We start from the raw sequence: 16,843 nt of genomic DNA on the forward strand, positions 1-16,843 counted from the left end.
TCATTAACGGACAGCCTTTTTTTATGCTTTAGTTTAATTTCTGGAGATAATCCCGGCCGGAATTAGTTTTAATCATGTTGATGGCATATGCATCGTAGTCATCGACGTTTGTAAAGTCGTTGAGACAGCTTGATTCATTCTGACCGTCGCCCAGAACGATTGTGAGATTGAGCCCCAGAAGGGGAGCGTAGTAGTTGAGGGCTGGAAGATATGAAGAAGCCAGGAAGTCGTCTGCGCCATTGTAGAGGGTGAGAAGAACCTTCTTTTCTGGAGCATTTGTGTGCTTGATTGCGACATCCCTTGTTCCTGCCGTGTAGTAAATCCAGTTGTCTTTGTTTACGCCTGTGTTCTGAGCGAGCAGGGCTTTCATTGCCGGAATATAATCGATTGGGGCAGTGATTTTGTTTCCATATTTGTCTGTTTTTTGGATTCCGTTTTTAACGATTTCGTCAGCAGCGACACCGTCCAGAGCATTGCGAATAAGCTGAAGGGTAGCAGTTGCCTGGGCATCAACGTTCTGTGAAACTGTGCCTGTGAGTTTACCTGCGCCGATAGCTTCGATTGCGTCTGAATTTGCATCGTAGCCGAAGATTGGAAGCCCCTGAGGGAATTTTTCTGCCTGCAAGCAGCCGATAGCCATGCCGTCGTTATTTGAAATAACTATGTCGATTTCATTTCCAAACTGTTCGACCCACTTGTTCATTGATTCAGTTGCGGCAGTAGAATTCCATGTTGAGCCGTCTGCACCTGTCATTGGCTTGCCTTCAAGCTCACGGACTTTATATTCTTTGCCGCTGACTTTTACGCTTCCTTCTTTAACTGTCTGCGGGTCTGTTGTGCCCTTCCATGTGCCCAAGGCTTTGCGGATACCTTCTGTGCGGGCCTTTGAGTCGTTGTGGCCGACATCACCGATGCAAAGAACATAGCCGATGATTCCGTCGCCGTTGCGGTCAATAGATGGATCTGCTGAAGCAAGGAAAGTTGTGATCAATTTGCCCTGAACAATTCCTCCACTGGCGGCATCAAAGCCAACGTAGAAAGTCTGGTCATTCCAGTTCATGGAAGACATGTCAATTTCTCCTGTTTTGGGATCTGATGGCTGACGGTTGAAAAAAATTACTGGCTTGTCTTTGTTTGGGACAACTTTTTTGTCATTACAAGCTGTAAAAACTCCTGCAGTAAGTGTGATAGCAACAAGGGAACTGATGAATTTTTTCATAAAGAAAAATTCCTCCTTTTTTTATGGAAAAAAATTTTTAACTAATTTTATTTTAATTTTTTTTAAGTTTAAGTCAAATACTTTTAAAATATAATGAAAAAGCCCGATAATTCATTTTGAACTATCGGGCTTGAATTTTGGGAAAATTTAATTTGCTACATGCAGGTGTAACCGCCGTCTACAGGCAGGTTGACTCCTGTGACATAGCTTGAAGCCTGACTTGCAAGGAAGATTGCTGTTGAATCAAGCTCTCCTTCGTTTCCGTAACGCTCCAGCGGAATCATTGTGCGGGCGTTCTGCTGGAAGAAATCTGAGTCCAGGGTTTCTTTGGTGAGCGGGGTATAGAAATATCCCGGACAGATTGAGTTGACTGTGATTTTGTATTTGCCCCATTCGGCTGCCAGTGCGCGTGTGAGATTGACTACGCCGCCTTTTGCCGCATGATATGGAGCGGAACCTGCGATTTTGTTGCCGACAAGGCCGTACATTGAAGCGATGTTGATGATTCTTCCGTATTTTGCCGGAATCATTGCTTTTTTGGCGACTGCCCGGGCAAATTTGAAAGTGCCTGCAAGGTCTACGTTCATTTCGCCGTTGAACTGATCGTCTGTGATGTCTTCGGCTGGTGCTACGGCTCCTGTTCCTGCATTGTTGATGAGGATGTCAATTCTGCCGAATTTTGCGAGAACCTCGTCGACTGCGGCGTTTACTTTTTCTGTATCTGTGATGTCACACTGAACGGCGAGTGTTTCAACCTTGTATGTGTCTGCGATTTCTTTGGCAACACTGTCAATCAATTCTTTTCGGCGGGCAACGGCCACGATTTTTGCACCTTGATTTGCAAGGGCTTTTGCCATCTGTACTCCAAGACCTGTTGAGCATCCAGTTACAATAGCGACCTGATTTTTTAAATCGAAATAATTCTTCATGCTAACTCCTTTTAATGAACAAAATTAGGTGAGTGTCGATTAACACTTGCCACGATTATTATAAACCCGCTTTGAAATTTTTGCAAAAATTTGCTATAATATTTTCATGAAGAGGGAGAAATCAGATTATATTGTTCCGCAAGCAGCTCTGAACCGTCTTTTTAATGCAAGACGCTCCCTTCAGCCTGTCTACATTTACGGTATGGCCTCCTACGGCAAAACCGAATGTGTCCGCCAGTTCTTTTCAGGCAAAACTTACTGTTATTATTCCCCGATTTCCAATGATTCCGAGCATCTTTCTGATTTCGAGTCTCACATTAATCCCCACCGGAAGATGCCCCTGCCTGTTGTTTTTGACGACCTGCAGTTTGTAAATGATGAGGAATGCCGCAATCGGGTTCTTGAGATTGCAGAGCGTGCTGATGTCTGGCCGATTTTTATTGCCCGGCCGCCCTTGCTCGGCTGGCTTGTTCCTTACTACACCCAGAATAATTTCGTTGTAATCGATGAAAATGATCTGGCCCTAACAATTGACCAAATCCGTGAGTTCTTTTTCAGCAAAAATATCCTGATTTCAAATGAAAATGTCGAAAAACTTCAGGAATTTATAGTCGGAAATCCTTACGCGCTAAAAGTTGCGGCGACAAGGCTTCAAAATAATCCTGATGCAAAGACTTTGATTCCTCATCTGAGGGAAGTTTTTGCAAAATACATGATGACTTCCGTCACAAAGGTATGGCCGGCCGATTTTTTAGATTTTTTCGTTCACCTGTCGGTTGTTGATTCCTTTACGGTTGAGCTGGCCGAGTATATTACAGAAAATGCCTATGCATCGGCTTACATCGAAAAAGCAAGAAGCATTGCAAATTTCATTTATAAAAAAAATGATGAATATTTGATTCGCCCGATTCCGCTTGAAGGTTTCCGCTATCAGGCCAGAATTCAGCTGGAGCCGGAAAAAATCCGGGAAGCATCACAAAAAGCCGCTGAATGGTATGAAAAGCACGAAGAATTTGAAAAAGCAATGCTTTTGTACTCAAAAAATCACTGTTATTCAAAAATTAAGGAAATCCTGATAAAGAATTCCTCGCAAAACCCAAGCAACGGTCAGTATCTTGGTTTAAGCCGTTATTATTTTGAATTGAGCACGGCCGAAATCGAAGAAAATGTTGTCCTCATGAGCGGAATGAGCATGATTTGTTCCATGCTTTTTAAAACCACTCTCAGTGAATACTGGTACGACAAATTAAAGGAAAAAGTCAGTCAGCTTAGCGGTGAAGAGAAAACCGAGGCAAAACGCCGGGTCGCATATCTGGATATAGCCCTTCCGCACAGGGGCAGCACGACGGTTCTTGAGTCAATTAAGAGTTTTGGTCTTCTTTTGACTACAAAAGGCCTTAAACTGCCCGAATTTTCCGTTACTTCAAATCTTCCCTCTGCCATGAACGGCGGAAAGGACTTTTGTGACTGGACTTTAAAGGACAGGGCAATCGCCAAAAAATACGGAAGCCTGATTGCACTTGCTTTGGGCAAAAACGGAAAGCCGATTGTAAATCTTGCCCTTGCAGAAAGTTTCTGGGAAAAGGCCGGAGACAATGCGGAAGTTCTTGCTCTTTTGAGCCGGGGCCAGCTTGAAGCCGAACTGAATGACAATCTGGAGATGGGATTTGTTGCGGCCGGTCTTTTTATAAGGTTCTACCTGATGACGGGCCAGCTTGATACGGCTTTGCTTCAATACAATGCCTTTGAGCGAAAATGCCGGGATTTTAAATCGACGAAATTCTTCCCCAATCTCCTTGCCCTTCAGTGCCGGATTGATTTGTACCGTGATGATTCGATTGCGGTTGACATCTGGCTCAAAAATTCTGCTCCAGACGAAAATAAAGAAATTTTTGCCCTTCTGCGCTTTCAGTACATGACCAAAATCCGCTGCTACATTGCAAAAGGCAGGCTGAACGAAGCTTTTTCTTTAAAAGAAAAGATGAAATGGTACGCCGAAAACTATCACCGCACTTATATTTCGATTGAGTGTGACGTGCTTGGCGCAATCATCAATTATCGTATGGATTCTGACTGGAAGGAAACGCTTAAAAATGCCATTTTTGCTGCCGAAAAATACCAGTTCGTGCGGATTATCAGTGACGAAGGAGCCGCAATCCAGCCTCTTCTTTTTAAAATCAAGGATGAGCTTGAAAATATACCAGAATTCAACAGGAACTGGTTTTCAAAAGTTATTCGCGAATGCCAGAAACTAAGCCGAATGTATCCAAAGTATTGTGCCCCGCCGGTTATGGCTCCGAGCAATTTTTCTGAGACGGCAAGGCAAATCCTGCGGCTGCAAAGCGAAGGTCTTTCAGCCGACGAAATTTCTAAAAATCTCGACATCAAGCTTGAGACCGTCCGCTATCACATCAAGCAGAATTATAAAAAACTTGGAGTTAATTCAAAAAGCCGTGCCATCATCGTGGCAAAAGAGCTTTATTTGCTTTAAATTGCCTCTTCGGCCATCATTTTTTCGACCTGTGCCCTGGTTAGGGGTTTGTTGGCATCGTAGGCATTTTTGTTTGCTTCAATTTCCTCAAAAGTCCAGAGACGGCCATTTTTGTTGTTCATTCCCGGGCAGTCTTGCGCACATTCTTCCCACATGGCCTTGTCTTTGACCATCCATGACCAGAAAGGGTAGGTTGAGCACTGAACGGGGCGGGCCTCATAGCAGGAGCAGCCGCTTTCCCAGAGAATGCAGTCATAATTCTTTTTTTCGAGAAGGGCAAGAACCTGTTCGCCCTCGTAGTAATCTGCCCAGCGGCAATATTTCTGCACGAACTGGGTTACGCTCATTTTGAGGTGAGTTCTCAATTGTGTTAAATCGCGTAAAGAAAGGTAGACAAAACCAGGAGAATGCCCGCAGCAAAATGAACACCGCTGGCATCCGAAATAAAGTCCGTTTTTATAGAATGGTTCTCCCATGATTTAAGCTAAAACCTCTGCGCTGACAATGTATTTTTTGAAAAACTCTCTGATGGTATTTATTATTTCGGCAGGTTTTCGGGTTTTTAAAATATAACCGTCAGCTTTTTGCTCGATTGCCGTCATTACAGAATCCCTGTCACCCTTAGCCGTAAGGAAAATAACCGGCAGTTTTGAAGAATTCTTGTGCAGGCGGAGTTTTTTGAGGACTTCCGGGCCGTTGAGGTTTGGCATTTCGTAATCAAGAAGAACCAAATCAACCTTGTGCTTTGCAATAAAATCAATGGCGTTGAAACCGGAATTTACGAGGTAAACGTCATATTCGTTTTCGAGCCAGGTTTTTATTGTTCTGAGGATGTTTGGATCGTCATCTACGACGAGAATGCGCTTGCGGCTGCGGTCGTGCCATTCAATTGCCTTTAAAAGCAGGGAAACGTCAATCGGCCAGGTGGTAAATCTAAAGGCCGGAACCTGTTTGACGTATTCTTCCTGAACCAAAGACAGTGCCTTGAGGGTTCCCGCCATGTAGATATGGAGACCGCATTTTTGCTGCTTGCTTTTTAAAGCTTGAAGAAGTTCCGGGGTAACGTCCTCGGACAAGCTCAGCATTACATGGACAGGAAGATTTGGAATTGAGGCAATGTAATTTGGATTTGGATCAACTGGCAAAACTTCGATTCCGTTATCTTCGAGATTTCTTACCAAAGTTTGTACAACGAGACGTTTGATGTCGCCAATCAAGTAGACTTCTTTTTTTGTATTCACTCTCTTTACTCCATTAACAATTTTTTAAGGGCGTCAAAATCAATGTTTTCAATACTGGTCTTGATTTTTTCAAACAAATCAGAACTTTCTTCCGGTATTGCAAATTTTGACATTTCTTTTAGCCACTCATCCATTTGGATGCTGTCAAAATCATCAACAACCTTCTCCAGTGACTTAAGTTTTTCAGAAAATTCTTCTGGGGAGATTGGTGTCTTTTCAGAATCAGTAATTTTAATATTATTTACAAAATTCGATAATTTTTCTAGATAGCTTCGGTATAAATCCAGCAGGGCAGGGGTCTTTTCGTTTACGACTTCGAGATTGTTTGCCTCGCTTTCATGCTCAAGTTCAGCTGCCAGTGCAGAAAGTTCCAGGGCTCCGACAAGTTTTGCCGAGCTTTTGAGGGCGTGAACCTTTATGCGGAAATTTTCCAAATCACCATTGGCAAGCATGGATTCCAGTTCGTCGGATGCGGGCTGGATTGCCTTGTAAAAACGAAGGAGCATGTCAGTCATGATTGCAGGTGTGCCGCAGTATTCCATGCAGGTTGCAATATCTATTCCCTCGATTTGAGGCAGTTCTTCCTGAGAAGTCTGAGGCTCTGGCTCGTTCTTGCTTTCAGAGGCTTCCTGTGGGGCTTCCACATTTTCAATCATTGATTTTGGAAGGTATTTTCGGATTATGTCTTCAAGTGAGCGCGGACTGATTGGCTTGGTTATGTAATCCGTGAAGCCTGCATTGATGTACATTTCCCTTGCGCCTGAAATTGCGTTTGCGGTGAGTGCGATGCATGGCTTATCCTTGCAGCGGTTGCCCGGGAGCTTTTTCATGGCGGCGAGGGTTTCAATTCCGTCCATTTTCGGCATTCTGTGGTCGATGAAAAGAATGTCGTAAACATTTCCGCAGACTTTTTCGAGGGCTGCTTCTCCACTCATTACCGTGTCGATCTGAATTTTTGTATTTTTGAGGAGACCTTTTATAACTTCGAGGTTGATTTCCGTGTCATCGACAAAGAGCAGGTGAGCTGCTGGCGCAATCAAAGTCTCCGTGTATTTTTCCATGAATGAGACGGCTTTTTTGTAATTTTCCATTATGTCGCCGATTTTTTCATCATGTGAAACGGTCTGTTCTATTTCGAATGAGAATTTTGAGCCCTTGCCGTATTCGCTTTCAACTACGAGCTGGCTGTCCATGAGGGCGAGAATCTGCTGGACGATGTTAAGGCCAAGGCCAGAACCCTCGATGGTTTTGTTGCGGTTTTCTTCGATTCGCTCGAAAGGCGAGAAAAGTTTGGGCAAATCTTCCTTTTTGATGCCGATTCCGGTGTCTTCAACGCTGACTGACAGGCGGATTTTGTTTGTTTCGACCGGAACAAAATCAACGGTAAAGGTAATTTTGCCTTCCGGGGTGTATTTTACGGCATTTGTGAGCAGGTTGAGGATACACTGTTTGATTCGGATGCTGTCACCAACCAGAAGCTTTGGAATTTCCGGGTTGATTTTGAGGACGATGTCCAGATTTTTGTTTTTTGCCCGCTCGGAACTCATAATAATCAGGTCGATAAGAATAGAAGAGATGTCGTAAGTCTCTGGAATGAGCTCCATCTTGCCCGATTCGATTTTTGAGAAGTCGAGTACGTCGTTGATAATCGCGAGAAGAGAATTTCCCGCCTGTTTGATGTTGGCGGCGTACTGGCGGATATTTTCGTCCCTGCTTTCGCGCAGAATCATTTCGTCCATGCCCAGAACCGCGTTGATAGGAGTTCGAATTTCGTGACTCATGTTGGCAAGGAAGTCGCTTTTTGCTTTTGAAGCGTTGATTGCGATTTCCTTTGCGGCGCGCTCGTTTTTTGTCTGCTCGCGGATGAATTCGATGTATTCCTTGAGCTGAACTTCCATTTTGCGCAGGGAGTCAGCGAGGGAGCCGATTTCATTGTTTGATTTGTAGAGAATCTGGATTCCGAGCTCACCGCGGGACAGTCTGTAAGAAGATTTTGTCAAATCGGCAATCGGATTGATAATCTGGGTGTGGCTCAGGTATGTGTTTAGGAGGGCAATGAGGAAAATGACAATCAAAACAAGGATGAGGCAGATATTCTGACTGATGTTCCGCCTGGTTATTGTTGAAATGTCAGTGGCGATAATCAGAATCATGCCGTTTTTGAGGATTTTCTTGATGCCTAGGTGGGGCGAGTTCTTGTGTATGAATTCGAGGGCAGACGAAGTCTTCCGGTTGTTGAGAAGGGGCTTTAAATTCCTCTGCTCGTTGTTTTCTTCTCTTGAGTGCGGGGAAAAAGATGAATTCTTTGAGCTGGTGTTGTAAACCATCGTGTTGGTCGATGTAAGGAGAATTGCACTGTATTCCTCGTAGGGAAGGGTATCTGAGATATTTTTGACTGTGGCCAGGTTTATGTCGATTCCGGCTACACCGAGAAAGATTCCGTTTTTGTAAACCGGCATGGCATAGGTCAGAATGTGCATGTTGATGTTTTTGTTGACGTAAGGCTCAATCCATGTTGGGTGACCGGCCCAGACTGGAGTGTAATACCAGCAGACGTGTTCAATGTCAGTGGGCGAGTAAAGGCTTAAATCTGTGGGGCTGATGCTTATGAAGCCCGTTTTCGTGGTTCCGGTAAGGAAGACGCCGGCTTTTTCTCCATATGCATTGGGATCAAATCGGAAATAAAGGGCGACTGAATCTTTTGCGACGGCCGCTATGTTTGGCAGGACTGATTCAAGCTGCTGGCAGTATTTTTGTAGGGAAGCCGGATTTTTTAGAAGCTTATCCTGATCGATTGTATCAATTACATAATCACTGATGCTGTGGACGGCCCTTTCGACGGAAGAAAAACAGTTGTTGAATTCTTCTTTTTTTTGCTCAGCGACAATATTGAGGTTTTTGTTTATTTCTTCCGTGTAATGTTTGTTCTGAAAATGAGAATGCAGGGGCAGAAGAAGAATGAGAGACAAGACGGTGGGACTGAAAATGAAGAAAATGAGTTTGGTGCGGATGGAGAGTAATTTGTTTAATTTTTTACTTTGGCTCATTGTACTTTACTCCGTTGCCACCGCTTTCTTTGGCTGAGTAACAAGCCTGAACCGCACGGTAATAATTAACCTTGATGGTATCAGAAAGATTGATATCGATAACACCAACTGAGATTTTTATATCGAGTTTGCTTTTTAATTCAGCGCAAATTTCATTGAAGTACTGCTGGGTTTCATCAGGATTGATTTCAAGCAGAGCCATGAAACTGTCCTTTTCCCAGCGGAGAATCTGTCCTTTATCCTGGATTAGCCTTTTTACGATTAAAGTCGTGTTTTTGAGGATTTCGTTGCCGTTTTGGCTGCTCTTGCTGTTTTCAAAATTATCGATGTCAAAGAAAGCCATTGTCTTGTAGCGGGTGGTTGTGAAAATTCCCATTTCTCCATAGGCTTCCTTGAAGTAGTTGCGGTTTGGAAGGCCTGTTACCGGGTCTTCGAGTGAGTCATCGCTGTGAATGATGGAGTCTTTTCTTGTCCAAATCTTTAAGCTGATGAAGAAAATTGCCAGAGTGAGTAAAAATACGGGGATGAGAATCAAAATCAGTTTTTGGCCGAATTCTGCGTGTTCCAGAGTGCCCTGAACTACCAGATACCAGTCCAAATCTTCCATAAAGCGGACCATTCGCACGCCGTTGAAGCCCCGGCGCTTGTATGTGAATGTGTCGCTGCCGGCCTTGTCCTGAATCGCCGCTGAAATGTAGGCGTTTTCGATATTGGCGGCGTTTGTATCAACCTGAACAAGACCTTCCGTGTCAATCAGATTGATTTTAATGTCAAATTCCTGCTCAAGATTCTTAAAGAGTTCCTGAATTTCGTCCATTATGACGCCGACACCACAGACTCCCAGCAATTTTTTGTTTTCATCCTTGACCTGAGTGTTTACAAAGACTGTCCAGCGGTATTCGTTGGCCTGGTCGCGGTCTGTATCGAGGTCGTATTCTTTTTTGGTGTCGATGAAAATCTGGTACCAGATGTCGTAGGGAACTTTTTGAGGATTTACGACTTTTGCAATTCCGTTTGGTGTGTAATATCTCTTTGTCTGCTCGGAAATTACAAAGGCTGAAGAATAATCGAGCTTGGTTTTTAATTCCCTCAGGTAAGCAGACATGATGTCCGCCATTTTGTTTTCGCTCTGGCTTGTCTCAAGATGGAGTTTTTCCTGAAGGAAAGTGTCGTAGGCCATGGTCTTTGCGACCATGATTGGTTTGATTAACTGATTGTAGACCGAATCGTAGACGTGCTCTGCGATTACTAAATTCTTTTTTGAATCACTTTCGATGTGTTTGATTGTCAAAAAAAAGACAATGGAGCCGGAGAAAACGAAACTCAGGAAAATCATGATAGATGCTATGATTTTAACTTTTTTCATAAGGTTTCCTCCCCTCCACTGTTTATTTTAATGCTTTTAAACTTATTTTCAAGGGTTTATGAAAATAAGTTTAAATTTATGCTTCTTTTTTACCGCTTGGAGAAAGAAGAAGATTTGTTATGATTCCGAGAATCAAAGCGCAGGCAACTGTTCGGATTTCGACTTTGCCGAATTTTACGACCATGCCGCCGACACCTGTGATAAGAATTACGCTGGCTACGAAGAGGTTGCGGTTTTTGTTCAAATCAACCTGCTGGAACATTTTGAGACCTGAGACTGCGATGAAGCCGTAGAGTGCAACACAAACGCCGCCCATTACGCAGCTTGGAATTGTCTCAAGGAAAGCTACGAGAGGAGTAATCAAACTGAAGATAATACAAAGAATTGCACATCCCCAGATTGAGATTGTGGAAGCGTTGCGGGTGATTGCGACACAGCCGATTGACTCGCCGTAAGTTGTGTTTGGACAGCCGCCGAAGAGTGTTGAGATGAATGTGCCAACGCCGTCACCAAGCAAAGTGCGTGTGAGGCCTGGATTTTCGAGAAGGTTGACACCAACGATTGCAGAAAGGTTTTTGTGGTCAGCAAGGTGCTCTGCGAAAACTACGAATGCTACAGGAACGTAAGCTGCAAAAATTGTGAGAAGGTAAGTGCCTGTAACGCCTTTGAGCCCTTCGACACCGCCCAAAGCGAATGTGAACTTTGGAAGTGAAAGGAAGCTTGAGAATTTTGAGAAATCAAGCGAGGTGAGGGCAGAGTAGTTGATTACGATGAGGCTCGGATTGTTTGTGACGTGCCCGATAATTGCGAAAATTGACGCAAGAATGTAGCCTGCAAGGATTCCCTGGATGAAAGGAATGAGCTTTCCGATTTTTGAGCCGTAAGTTGAGCACATCATTGTTACGAAAAGAGTGAAAAGACCGCAGATGAGGGCAACATAAGTGCTTCCGCCTTCGATATTTGACTTCATGAGGTCGCCGATTGCGTTTCCAGAGAGGGAAAGACCAATGATTGCGACGGTTGGACCGATGATGACTGGTGGCATGAGCTTGTCAATCCATTTTACGCCGAAGAATTTGACTGCGAGTGCGATGATGATGTAGACGATTCCTGCCATCATTGAGCCGATAATCAAGCCCCAGTAGCCGACTGTGACAGAAGCCGCACCGCCGAAAGCTGAGAACATTGAGCCGATAAAAGCGAAAGAGCTTCCGAGGAAGACCGGGCTTGCGCTTTTTGTGAAAATCAAATAGATGAAAGTACCAACGCCTGCGCCAAAGAGGGCTGCAGATGCTGTAAGTCCGTTACCGACGATTGCTGGTACTGCGATTGTTGCTGCCATGATTGCAAGAAGCTGCTGTACTGCAAACAAGAAGACTTTTCCCAATGAAGGGCGGTCTTTGATACCATAAACTAATTCCATTTTTTAACTCCTGTTTATAAATTAGATTGCCGGGTTTGGCCCGGCAATGACAGTTTTGTCATTATCGGGCTGACCCGATAATCTTTTATCCCAATACAGTTCGTTCGATTTCGAACATCTGGCTGCGGTAGAGGCTTGAAATGTTGTGGCCGTAGTCTGCGAGCAGCTGAATGATGTTGCGGGCATGTTCCTTTGTGTCACAGCCGTTCAAGCGGTCGCCTGCATCTCCAAGACCTGGCATGATGTAAGCCTTTTCGTTCATTACAGGATCCATCCAGAGGGTGTAGCATGTAAGGTTTGGCAAGGCTCGTGTTACGCGGATTGCACCTTTGAGGGTGGAAATTGTGTTGAAGAAAGCGATTGACTTTGGCTTAACTCCCTGTTCCTGAAGGTATTTTACGACAGTAACGAGAGAGCCGCCAGTTGCGTTCATCGGATCGGCGAAAATCAAATCCTTGCCGTTAAGCTGCTCGATGTTGAAGAAAGACTTGTCCAAATCGAGGATGTATTCCATGTTGCTCTCGTTTTTGGTGTCGTTTCGGCTGATTTTGAAGAGTGCGAAAGGTGTAAGGTATGAATCAGAAGAATATTCTTCGATTTCCTTTGAGACAATCATGCTTGGCAAAAGTGCGCCGCGGAGCATAACACACATTACTGTGTTGTTGATTTTGTGGTCGATGTCTGGGATTTTGTGAACTGCGTAGTTCTGAACCGGGTAAGTTACCGGAGTTTTTACAATGATGTGACCTTTTTTGTCGGTCTTTTGGTTGATGTAAGCCATGCGGAAAAGCATTTCGTAAGCCCGCTGGCTGTAATACATGAATTCCTGATGGTCAGTCTTTTCGTCGCGGAGTTTTGAAATAACACGGCTTGCTTCGGCCTGTGCCTGCTGCTCCGTCTCGAAGGAATACACTTTAATCTGCGGATGCTTTTTGCAGATTGCGTGCATTTCGTGACCCATTTTGTCGTAGCCCTCGATGATTTTTTCTTTGTCGACAGGATCGAATGATTTCATCGTGTCCTTAAACATTGAATCAAGGCGGGCAAGATCCTCGTTATCTTCGTTTGTGAGATAACCGTCTAAATCTTCTGCTTTTAGAATGATTTTGTTGCTCATTGCTGCTCCTATTTTTTCAATCGAATATTATAACATGACGCTCTATTTTTTTCTATAATAAAAAGATTTAAAAAAAGAGAAGCCCGATTGGACTTCTCTGTGGAGTTATTTTTTCTGACCGTAATATGCGTTCGGACCGTGCTTTCGCTGGTAGTGCTTGTCGATGATGTAGGCCGGAAGCTGGGTGGCAGCCGGATTTACCTGAAGGGTGATTGTCGCCATTTTTGCAACTTCTTCAAGGACTGCGGCATTGTAAACGGCCTTGTCGGCGCTTGCTCCCCAGGTGAAAGGACCGTGGCCTGCGACTAAAACCATTGTTGTCTCAGCCGGATGAAGGCCTTCGTCGGCAAAGTGCTTTACAATCAGGTTGCCGGTTTCAAGCTCGTAGTTTCTTGTGAGCGCGTCTTTTGTGATGTAAGGCGTGCATGGAACCAGAGACTGAATGTGGTCTGCGTGGGTTGTTCCGAAAAGCGGAATAGGACGCTGAGCCTGTGCCCATGCAACCGCATAAGTTGAGTGGGTGTGGACGATTCCGCCGATTTTTGCCCCGCCTTTTACAGCCCATTCTTTGTAAAGGACGAGGTGGGTGTTCGTGTCGCTCGAAGGATTCAATTCTCCCTCAACGACTTTTCCGTCCAAATCGACTACGACCATGCTGTCAACCGTAAGTTTCGGGTATGCAACTCCAGACGGCTTGATTGCAAAAACTCCTGCATCCGGGTCGAATGCCGAGACATTGCCCCAGGTGTAAATTGCAAGCTTTTGAGCCGGAATCTGCATGTTGGCTTCGTAGGCCTGCTCTTTTATTGTCTGAAACATACTCATTTTTTTCTCCTTTTGTCATTACCGGGCTTGTCCCGGTAATCTTACTCAATATTTTCGATTGCGGCTTTTTCGATTGCAAGGCCTTTTGTGTAGCGAGCGAAGAATTCGTTGAATCCGTCAACATCTTCCTTCTTTGCTTCGACTGTTGTCTTCTTGCTTGTGGCAAATACGCTTTCATTGAGCCAGACATCGAGAGGCTTGCCATTTGCATTTACGAGGTAGCTTGCAAGAACGGCCATTCCCCATGGACCGCCTTCGCCTGCTGTTTCAAGGGCTGAAACCGGTGTGTGCAGTGCTGCTGACATAATCGTGAGGCCTGTTTCGGCAGTCTTAAAGAAGCCGCCGTGACCTGTGAGGCTGTCGATTTTGACGTTTTCCTTGTCAAAAAGGATGTCCATGCCTGTCCTGAGCGCGCCGAGTGCCGTGAAAAGTTGTGCACGGATAAAGTTTGCCATTGTGAAGTTGGCGTGCTGTGTGCGGACGAAAAGAGGTCGTCCTTCCGTGAGGCCTGTGATGCTTTCGCCTGAAAGATAGTTGAAGGGGAGCAAGCCGCCGCAGTCTTTGTCGCCTGTGAGAGCTGATTTGAGAAGGGTTCCGTAGAGCTTGCCCTTGTCAACGCTGCAGCCTGTTGCCTTGATTACTTCGTCGAAGAGGTTTACCCAGTGGTCGAACTCGCCCATGCAGTTGTTTGCGTGAGCCATTGCAACGAGGGCTCCGTCCGGGGTCGTTACCAGGTCAATGAGTCCGTTGTAAGCCTTGCTCAAGTCTTTTTCGAGAACGACCATTGCAAAGACCGAAGTTCCAGCCGAGACATTGCCGGTGCGTTTTGCGACTGCATTTGTGGCAATCATTCCTGTTCCGGCATCGCCTTCTGGTGGAGCAAGCCTTGTTCCTGCCTCAAGCTCGCCTGTCGGATCGAGGATTTTTGCTCCTTCGGCTGTCAAAGTGCCCGCATCTTCTCCTGCAAGAAGAACTTTCGGCAAGATTTCTTCGAGCTTCCAAGAGAATTTTTTGTCTGCTATGAGGCTGTCGAATTTTGCGATGAAATCTTTGTTGTAGTCTTTTGTGGCTGTGTCAATCGGGAACATTCCGCTGGCATCACCGATTCCAAGCACTTTCTGGCCTGTAAGCTTCCAGTGGATAAAGCCTGCGAGTGTTGTGAAGAATGCGACGTCCTTTACATGCGGCTCCTTGTTCAAAATCGCCTGATAAAGATGGGAAATGCTCCATCGCTCTGGAATAGGGTAGCCGAAAAGGGCAGAAAGTTTTTCTGAAGCAGCGCCTGTGATTGTGTTTCGCCATGTTCGGAAAGGAACCAAAAGATTTCCGCCTTTGTCAAAGGCAAGATAGCCGTGCATCATTGCTGAAAAGCCGAGGGCACGAATCTTTTTGAGGGCAATGCCGTATTTTTCCTTTACGTCACGCTTTAAATCTGCATAAGCCGACTGCAATCCCGTGATGATTTCTTCCTGAGAGTAAGTCCAGATGCCATCGATGAGGGAGTTTTCCCAAGTGTGGCTTCCCTGAGCGGCCGGTGCATTGTTTGAATCAATAAGAACGGCTTTGATTCGGGTTGAACCGAATTCGATGCCGACAATAGCGTTACCGGATTCGATGAGTTTTTTGATTTCTTCCGTTGCCAATTTTTTTATTCTCCTTTTTTTATTTTTTAACTTTAAATCGCAGCACGTTCCAGGATGCGGCTTTTAAAGTTGCAGCATAAATACTATTGTCACTCTGAATTGCCGGAATTTCAACTGTTTTTACAGCGTCAGGATTTTCGAGGGAATTTTTTGCGCTCAAATCGCTTCCGCACAACTCGCTCCGGTAAATCATCTCAGTTTTTCCGAATGAAGAAAGGTCGATTTGAGTTTCTGATGATTGATTTTTGCTTGTGTTGAGGGCAAAGACTGTGATTTCGTCCTTTTCTTCAATATATACGCTGCTGAAAATGACTGCCGGAACTTCGCCATATGCTTTTGTGACTTTATTTTCTGTCTTTACGATTGGAGCAAGGACTGTTCCCCGGCCAAAAAGGGAAACGTCACGGAAGGGAAAGTAAATTGCCTGCTTGTAGGAACCTTTTCCCGGTTCAGTGAAAATCGGGGCGATTACGTTGACCAGCTGGGCAAGGCAGGCCACCTTTACGCGGTCAGCATGATTCAAAAGTGTGATTGCCATACCGCCGAATGCAAGGGCGTCCAGAAGGGAATAGTGGTCTTCGAGGATTCGCGGGGCCTGGACCCAGGGATGAGGCTCCTGCTGGCTCTGATACCAGATGTTCCATTCATCGAAAGAAAGCATCATCGTTTTTTTGCTGCGGGTGAGGGCTTTTACATAGTCACAGGTGGCGCAGCTTGTCTTGATGAACTGATCCATGTCGTAGAAAGATGCAAGGAAGTCGTCATCATCTCCCTGATTTTCAAAATATCTGTGGATTGAAATGAAATCTGCGACGTCGTAAGTGTGCTCGAGAACGATTCTGTCCCATTCCGGGTAGGTGGGCAGGGCACTTGAAGCGCTTCCGCATACTACAGTCTGAATGTTTTCGTCGGTCCATTTCATGAGTTTGATTGTTTCGCGGGCTTTTTTGCCGTAATCGCTGGCGTCGAGGTGACAAATCTGCCAGGGACCGTCCATTTCGTTGCCGACGCACCAGTATTTGATGTTGTGAGGCTCCTTGTGTCCGTTTTTGATTCTAAGGTCGCTCCAGGCAGTTCCGCCGGGGAAATTGCAGTATTCGACCAGGTCGGCTGCATCCTGGGGGGTGCCTGTTCCCATGTTTACCGCCGCCATGACTTCCGTTCCGGCCTTTTTTGCCCAGTCAACAAAATCATCGATTCCGATGCTGTTCGTTTCGATTGTGTGCCAGGCCCGGTCCAGGCGGACTGGACGGCTTTCACGTGGCCCGATTCCGTCCTTCCAGTTGTAGCCAGAAAGAAAATTGCCGCCCGGATAGCGGACTAAACCAACCCGCAAGTCTTTTACAAGCTCGATTACGTCTTTTCGGAAGCCCTGCTCGTCGGCACTTGGGTGACCCGGCTCATAAATTCCTGTATAAACAGCCCGACCAAGCTGCTCTATGAATGAACTGAAAAGTTTGTCGTCAACTTTGCCCTTTGTGAAATCTTTTACAATTGTAACTTTTGTTTCCATAAAAAAAATGGCGGCATGATTAGTGCCGC

At 45.2% G+C, this 16,843-nt stretch carries 12 protein-coding genes; 1 reads left to right on the plus strand and 11 read right to left on the minus strand.

Features of this window, described 5'->3' with window-relative positions:
• Window positions 1-28: 28 nt before the first annotated feature.
• Together HNP76_RS12265 and HNP76_RS12270 are read right to left on the minus strand one after the other, a co-directional pair.
• On the minus strand, window positions 29-1,219 hold the full coding sequence (locus tag HNP76_RS12265) for a substrate-binding domain-containing protein (protein ID WP_184660956.1): 1,191 nt from the start codon (window positions 1,217-1,219) through the stop codon (window positions 29-31).
• Between the two features lie 155 nt (window positions 1,220-1,374).
• Entirely contained in the window at window positions 1,375-2,148 is a 774-nt protein-coding gene (locus HNP76_RS12270) for an SDR family oxidoreductase (RefSeq protein WP_184660958.1), read from the minus strand.
• Window positions 2,149-2,254: 106 nt separating this feature from the next.
• Here HNP76_RS12270 and HNP76_RS12275 point away from each other — a divergent pair, with 106 nt between their 5' ends.
• Window positions 2,255-4,639, plus strand: coding sequence for a LuxR C-terminal-related transcriptional regulator (locus tag HNP76_RS12275; RefSeq protein WP_184660960.1), 2,385 nt, complete (start codon window positions 2,255-2,257; stop codon window positions 4,637-4,639).
• Here the strand turns inward: HNP76_RS12275 and HNP76_RS12280 are convergent.
• The 9 genes from HNP76_RS12280 to arfA all read right to left on the minus strand — a co-directional run bounded on the left by HNP76_RS12280 (window position 4,636) and on the right by arfA (window position 16,814).
• On the minus strand, window positions 4,636-5,115 hold the full coding sequence (locus HNP76_RS12280; RefSeq protein ID WP_184660962.1) for a YkgJ family cysteine cluster protein: 480 nt from the start codon (window positions 5,113-5,115) through the stop codon (window positions 4,636-4,638). The genes HNP76_RS12275 and HNP76_RS12280 overlap by 4 nt on opposite strands.
• A 3-nt stretch (window positions 5,116-5,118) precedes the next feature.
• Window positions 5,119-5,880: a response regulator gene (locus tag HNP76_RS12285; RefSeq protein ID WP_184660964.1), complete on the minus strand. Its 762-nt coding sequence runs from the start codon at window positions 5,878-5,880 to the stop codon at window positions 5,119-5,121.
• Between the two features lie 5 nt (window positions 5,881-5,885).
• Window positions 5,886-8,927, minus strand: a complete 3,042-nt coding sequence (locus HNP76_RS12290) for a hybrid sensor histidine kinase/response regulator (protein WP_184660966.1) — start codon at window positions 8,925-8,927, stop codon at window positions 5,886-5,888.
• Window positions 8,914-10,293 carry a diguanylate cyclase domain-containing protein gene (locus tag HNP76_RS12295; protein ID WP_184660968.1) on the minus strand — a complete coding sequence of 460 codons (1,380 nt, stop codon included), beginning with the start codon at window positions 10,291-10,293 and terminating at the stop codon, window positions 8,914-8,916. The genes HNP76_RS12290 and HNP76_RS12295 overlap by 14 nt, the downstream gene beginning before the upstream one ends.
• 76 nt (window positions 10,294-10,369) lie before the next feature.
• On the minus strand, window positions 10,370-11,716 hold the full coding sequence (locus tag HNP76_RS12300; RefSeq protein WP_184660970.1) for a uracil-xanthine permease family protein: 1,347 nt from the start codon (window positions 11,714-11,716) through the stop codon (window positions 10,370-10,372).
• 85 nt (window positions 11,717-11,801) lie between these two features.
• Entirely contained in the window at window positions 11,802-12,833 is a 1,032-nt protein-coding gene (locus HNP76_RS12305) for a uracil phosphoribosyltransferase (protein WP_184660973.1), read from the minus strand.
• A 105-nt stretch (window positions 12,834-12,938) separates the two neighbouring features.
• Window positions 12,939-13,658: an L-ribulose-5-phosphate 4-epimerase AraD gene (araD, locus tag HNP76_RS12310; protein ID WP_184660975.1), complete on the minus strand. Its 720-nt coding sequence runs from the start codon at window positions 13,656-13,658 to the stop codon at window positions 12,939-12,941.
• A gap of 41 nt (window positions 13,659-13,699) precedes the next feature.
• The gene (locus tag HNP76_RS12315) at window positions 13,700-15,301 is read right to left on the minus strand and encodes a xylulokinase (RefSeq protein WP_184660977.1); all 1,602 of its coding nucleotides are present in this window, start codon (window positions 15,299-15,301) and stop codon (window positions 13,700-13,702) included.
• Window positions 15,302-15,320: 19 nt separating this feature from the next.
• Window positions 15,321-16,814 carry an arabinosylfuranosidase ArfA gene (arfA, locus tag HNP76_RS12320; protein WP_184660979.1) on the minus strand — a complete coding sequence of 498 codons (1,494 nt, stop codon included), beginning with the start codon at window positions 16,812-16,814 and terminating at the stop codon, window positions 15,321-15,323.
• Between the last annotated feature and the right edge of the window lie 29 nt (window positions 16,815-16,843).

It is taken from the genome of Treponema ruminis, assembly GCF_014201975.1.
Lineage (GTDB): Bacteria > Spirochaetota > Spirochaetia > Treponematales > Treponemataceae > Treponema_D > Treponema_D ruminis.

What these genes read in the sequence shown, in the direction of transcription:
- HNP76_RS12295 (WP_184660968.1), bottom strand. Translation starts at nt 10,293, where the DNA reads ATGAAAAAAGTTAAAATCATAGCATCTATCATGATTTTCCTGAGTTTC.
- HNP76_RS12265 (WP_184660956.1), bottom strand. Translation starts at nt 1,219, where the DNA reads ATGAAAAAATTCATCAGTTCCCTTGTTGCTATCACACTTACTGCAGGA.
- HNP76_RS12290 (WP_184660966.1), bottom strand. Translation starts at nt 8,927, where the DNA reads ATGAGCCAAAGTAAAAAATTAAACAAATTACTCTCCATCCGCACCAAA.
- arfA (WP_184660979.1), bottom strand. Translation starts at nt 16,814, where the DNA reads ATGGAAACAAAAGTTACAATTGTAAAAGATTTCACAAAGGGCAAAGTT.
- HNP76_RS12300 (WP_184660970.1), bottom strand. Translation starts at nt 11,716, where the DNA reads ATGGAATTAGTTTATGGTATCAAAGACCGCCCTTCATTGGGAAAAGTC.
- HNP76_RS12270 (WP_184660958.1), bottom strand. Translation starts at nt 2,148, where the DNA reads ATGAAGAATTATTTCGATTTAAAAAATCAGGTCGCTATTGTAACTGGA.
- HNP76_RS12275 (WP_184660960.1), top strand. Translation starts at nt 2,255, where the DNA reads ATGAAGAGGGAGAAATCAGATTATATTGTTCCGCAAGCAGCTCTGAAC.
- araD (WP_184660975.1), bottom strand. Translation starts at nt 13,658, where the DNA reads ATGAGTATGTTTCAGACAATAAAAGAGCAGGCCTACGAAGCCAACATG.
- HNP76_RS12280 (WP_184660962.1), bottom strand. Translation starts at nt 5,115, where the DNA reads ATGGGAGAACCATTCTATAAAAACGGACTTTATTTCGGATGCCAGCGG.
- HNP76_RS12305 (WP_184660973.1), bottom strand. Translation starts at nt 12,833, where the DNA reads ATGAGCAACAAAATCATTCTAAAAGCAGAAGATTTAGACGGTTATCTC.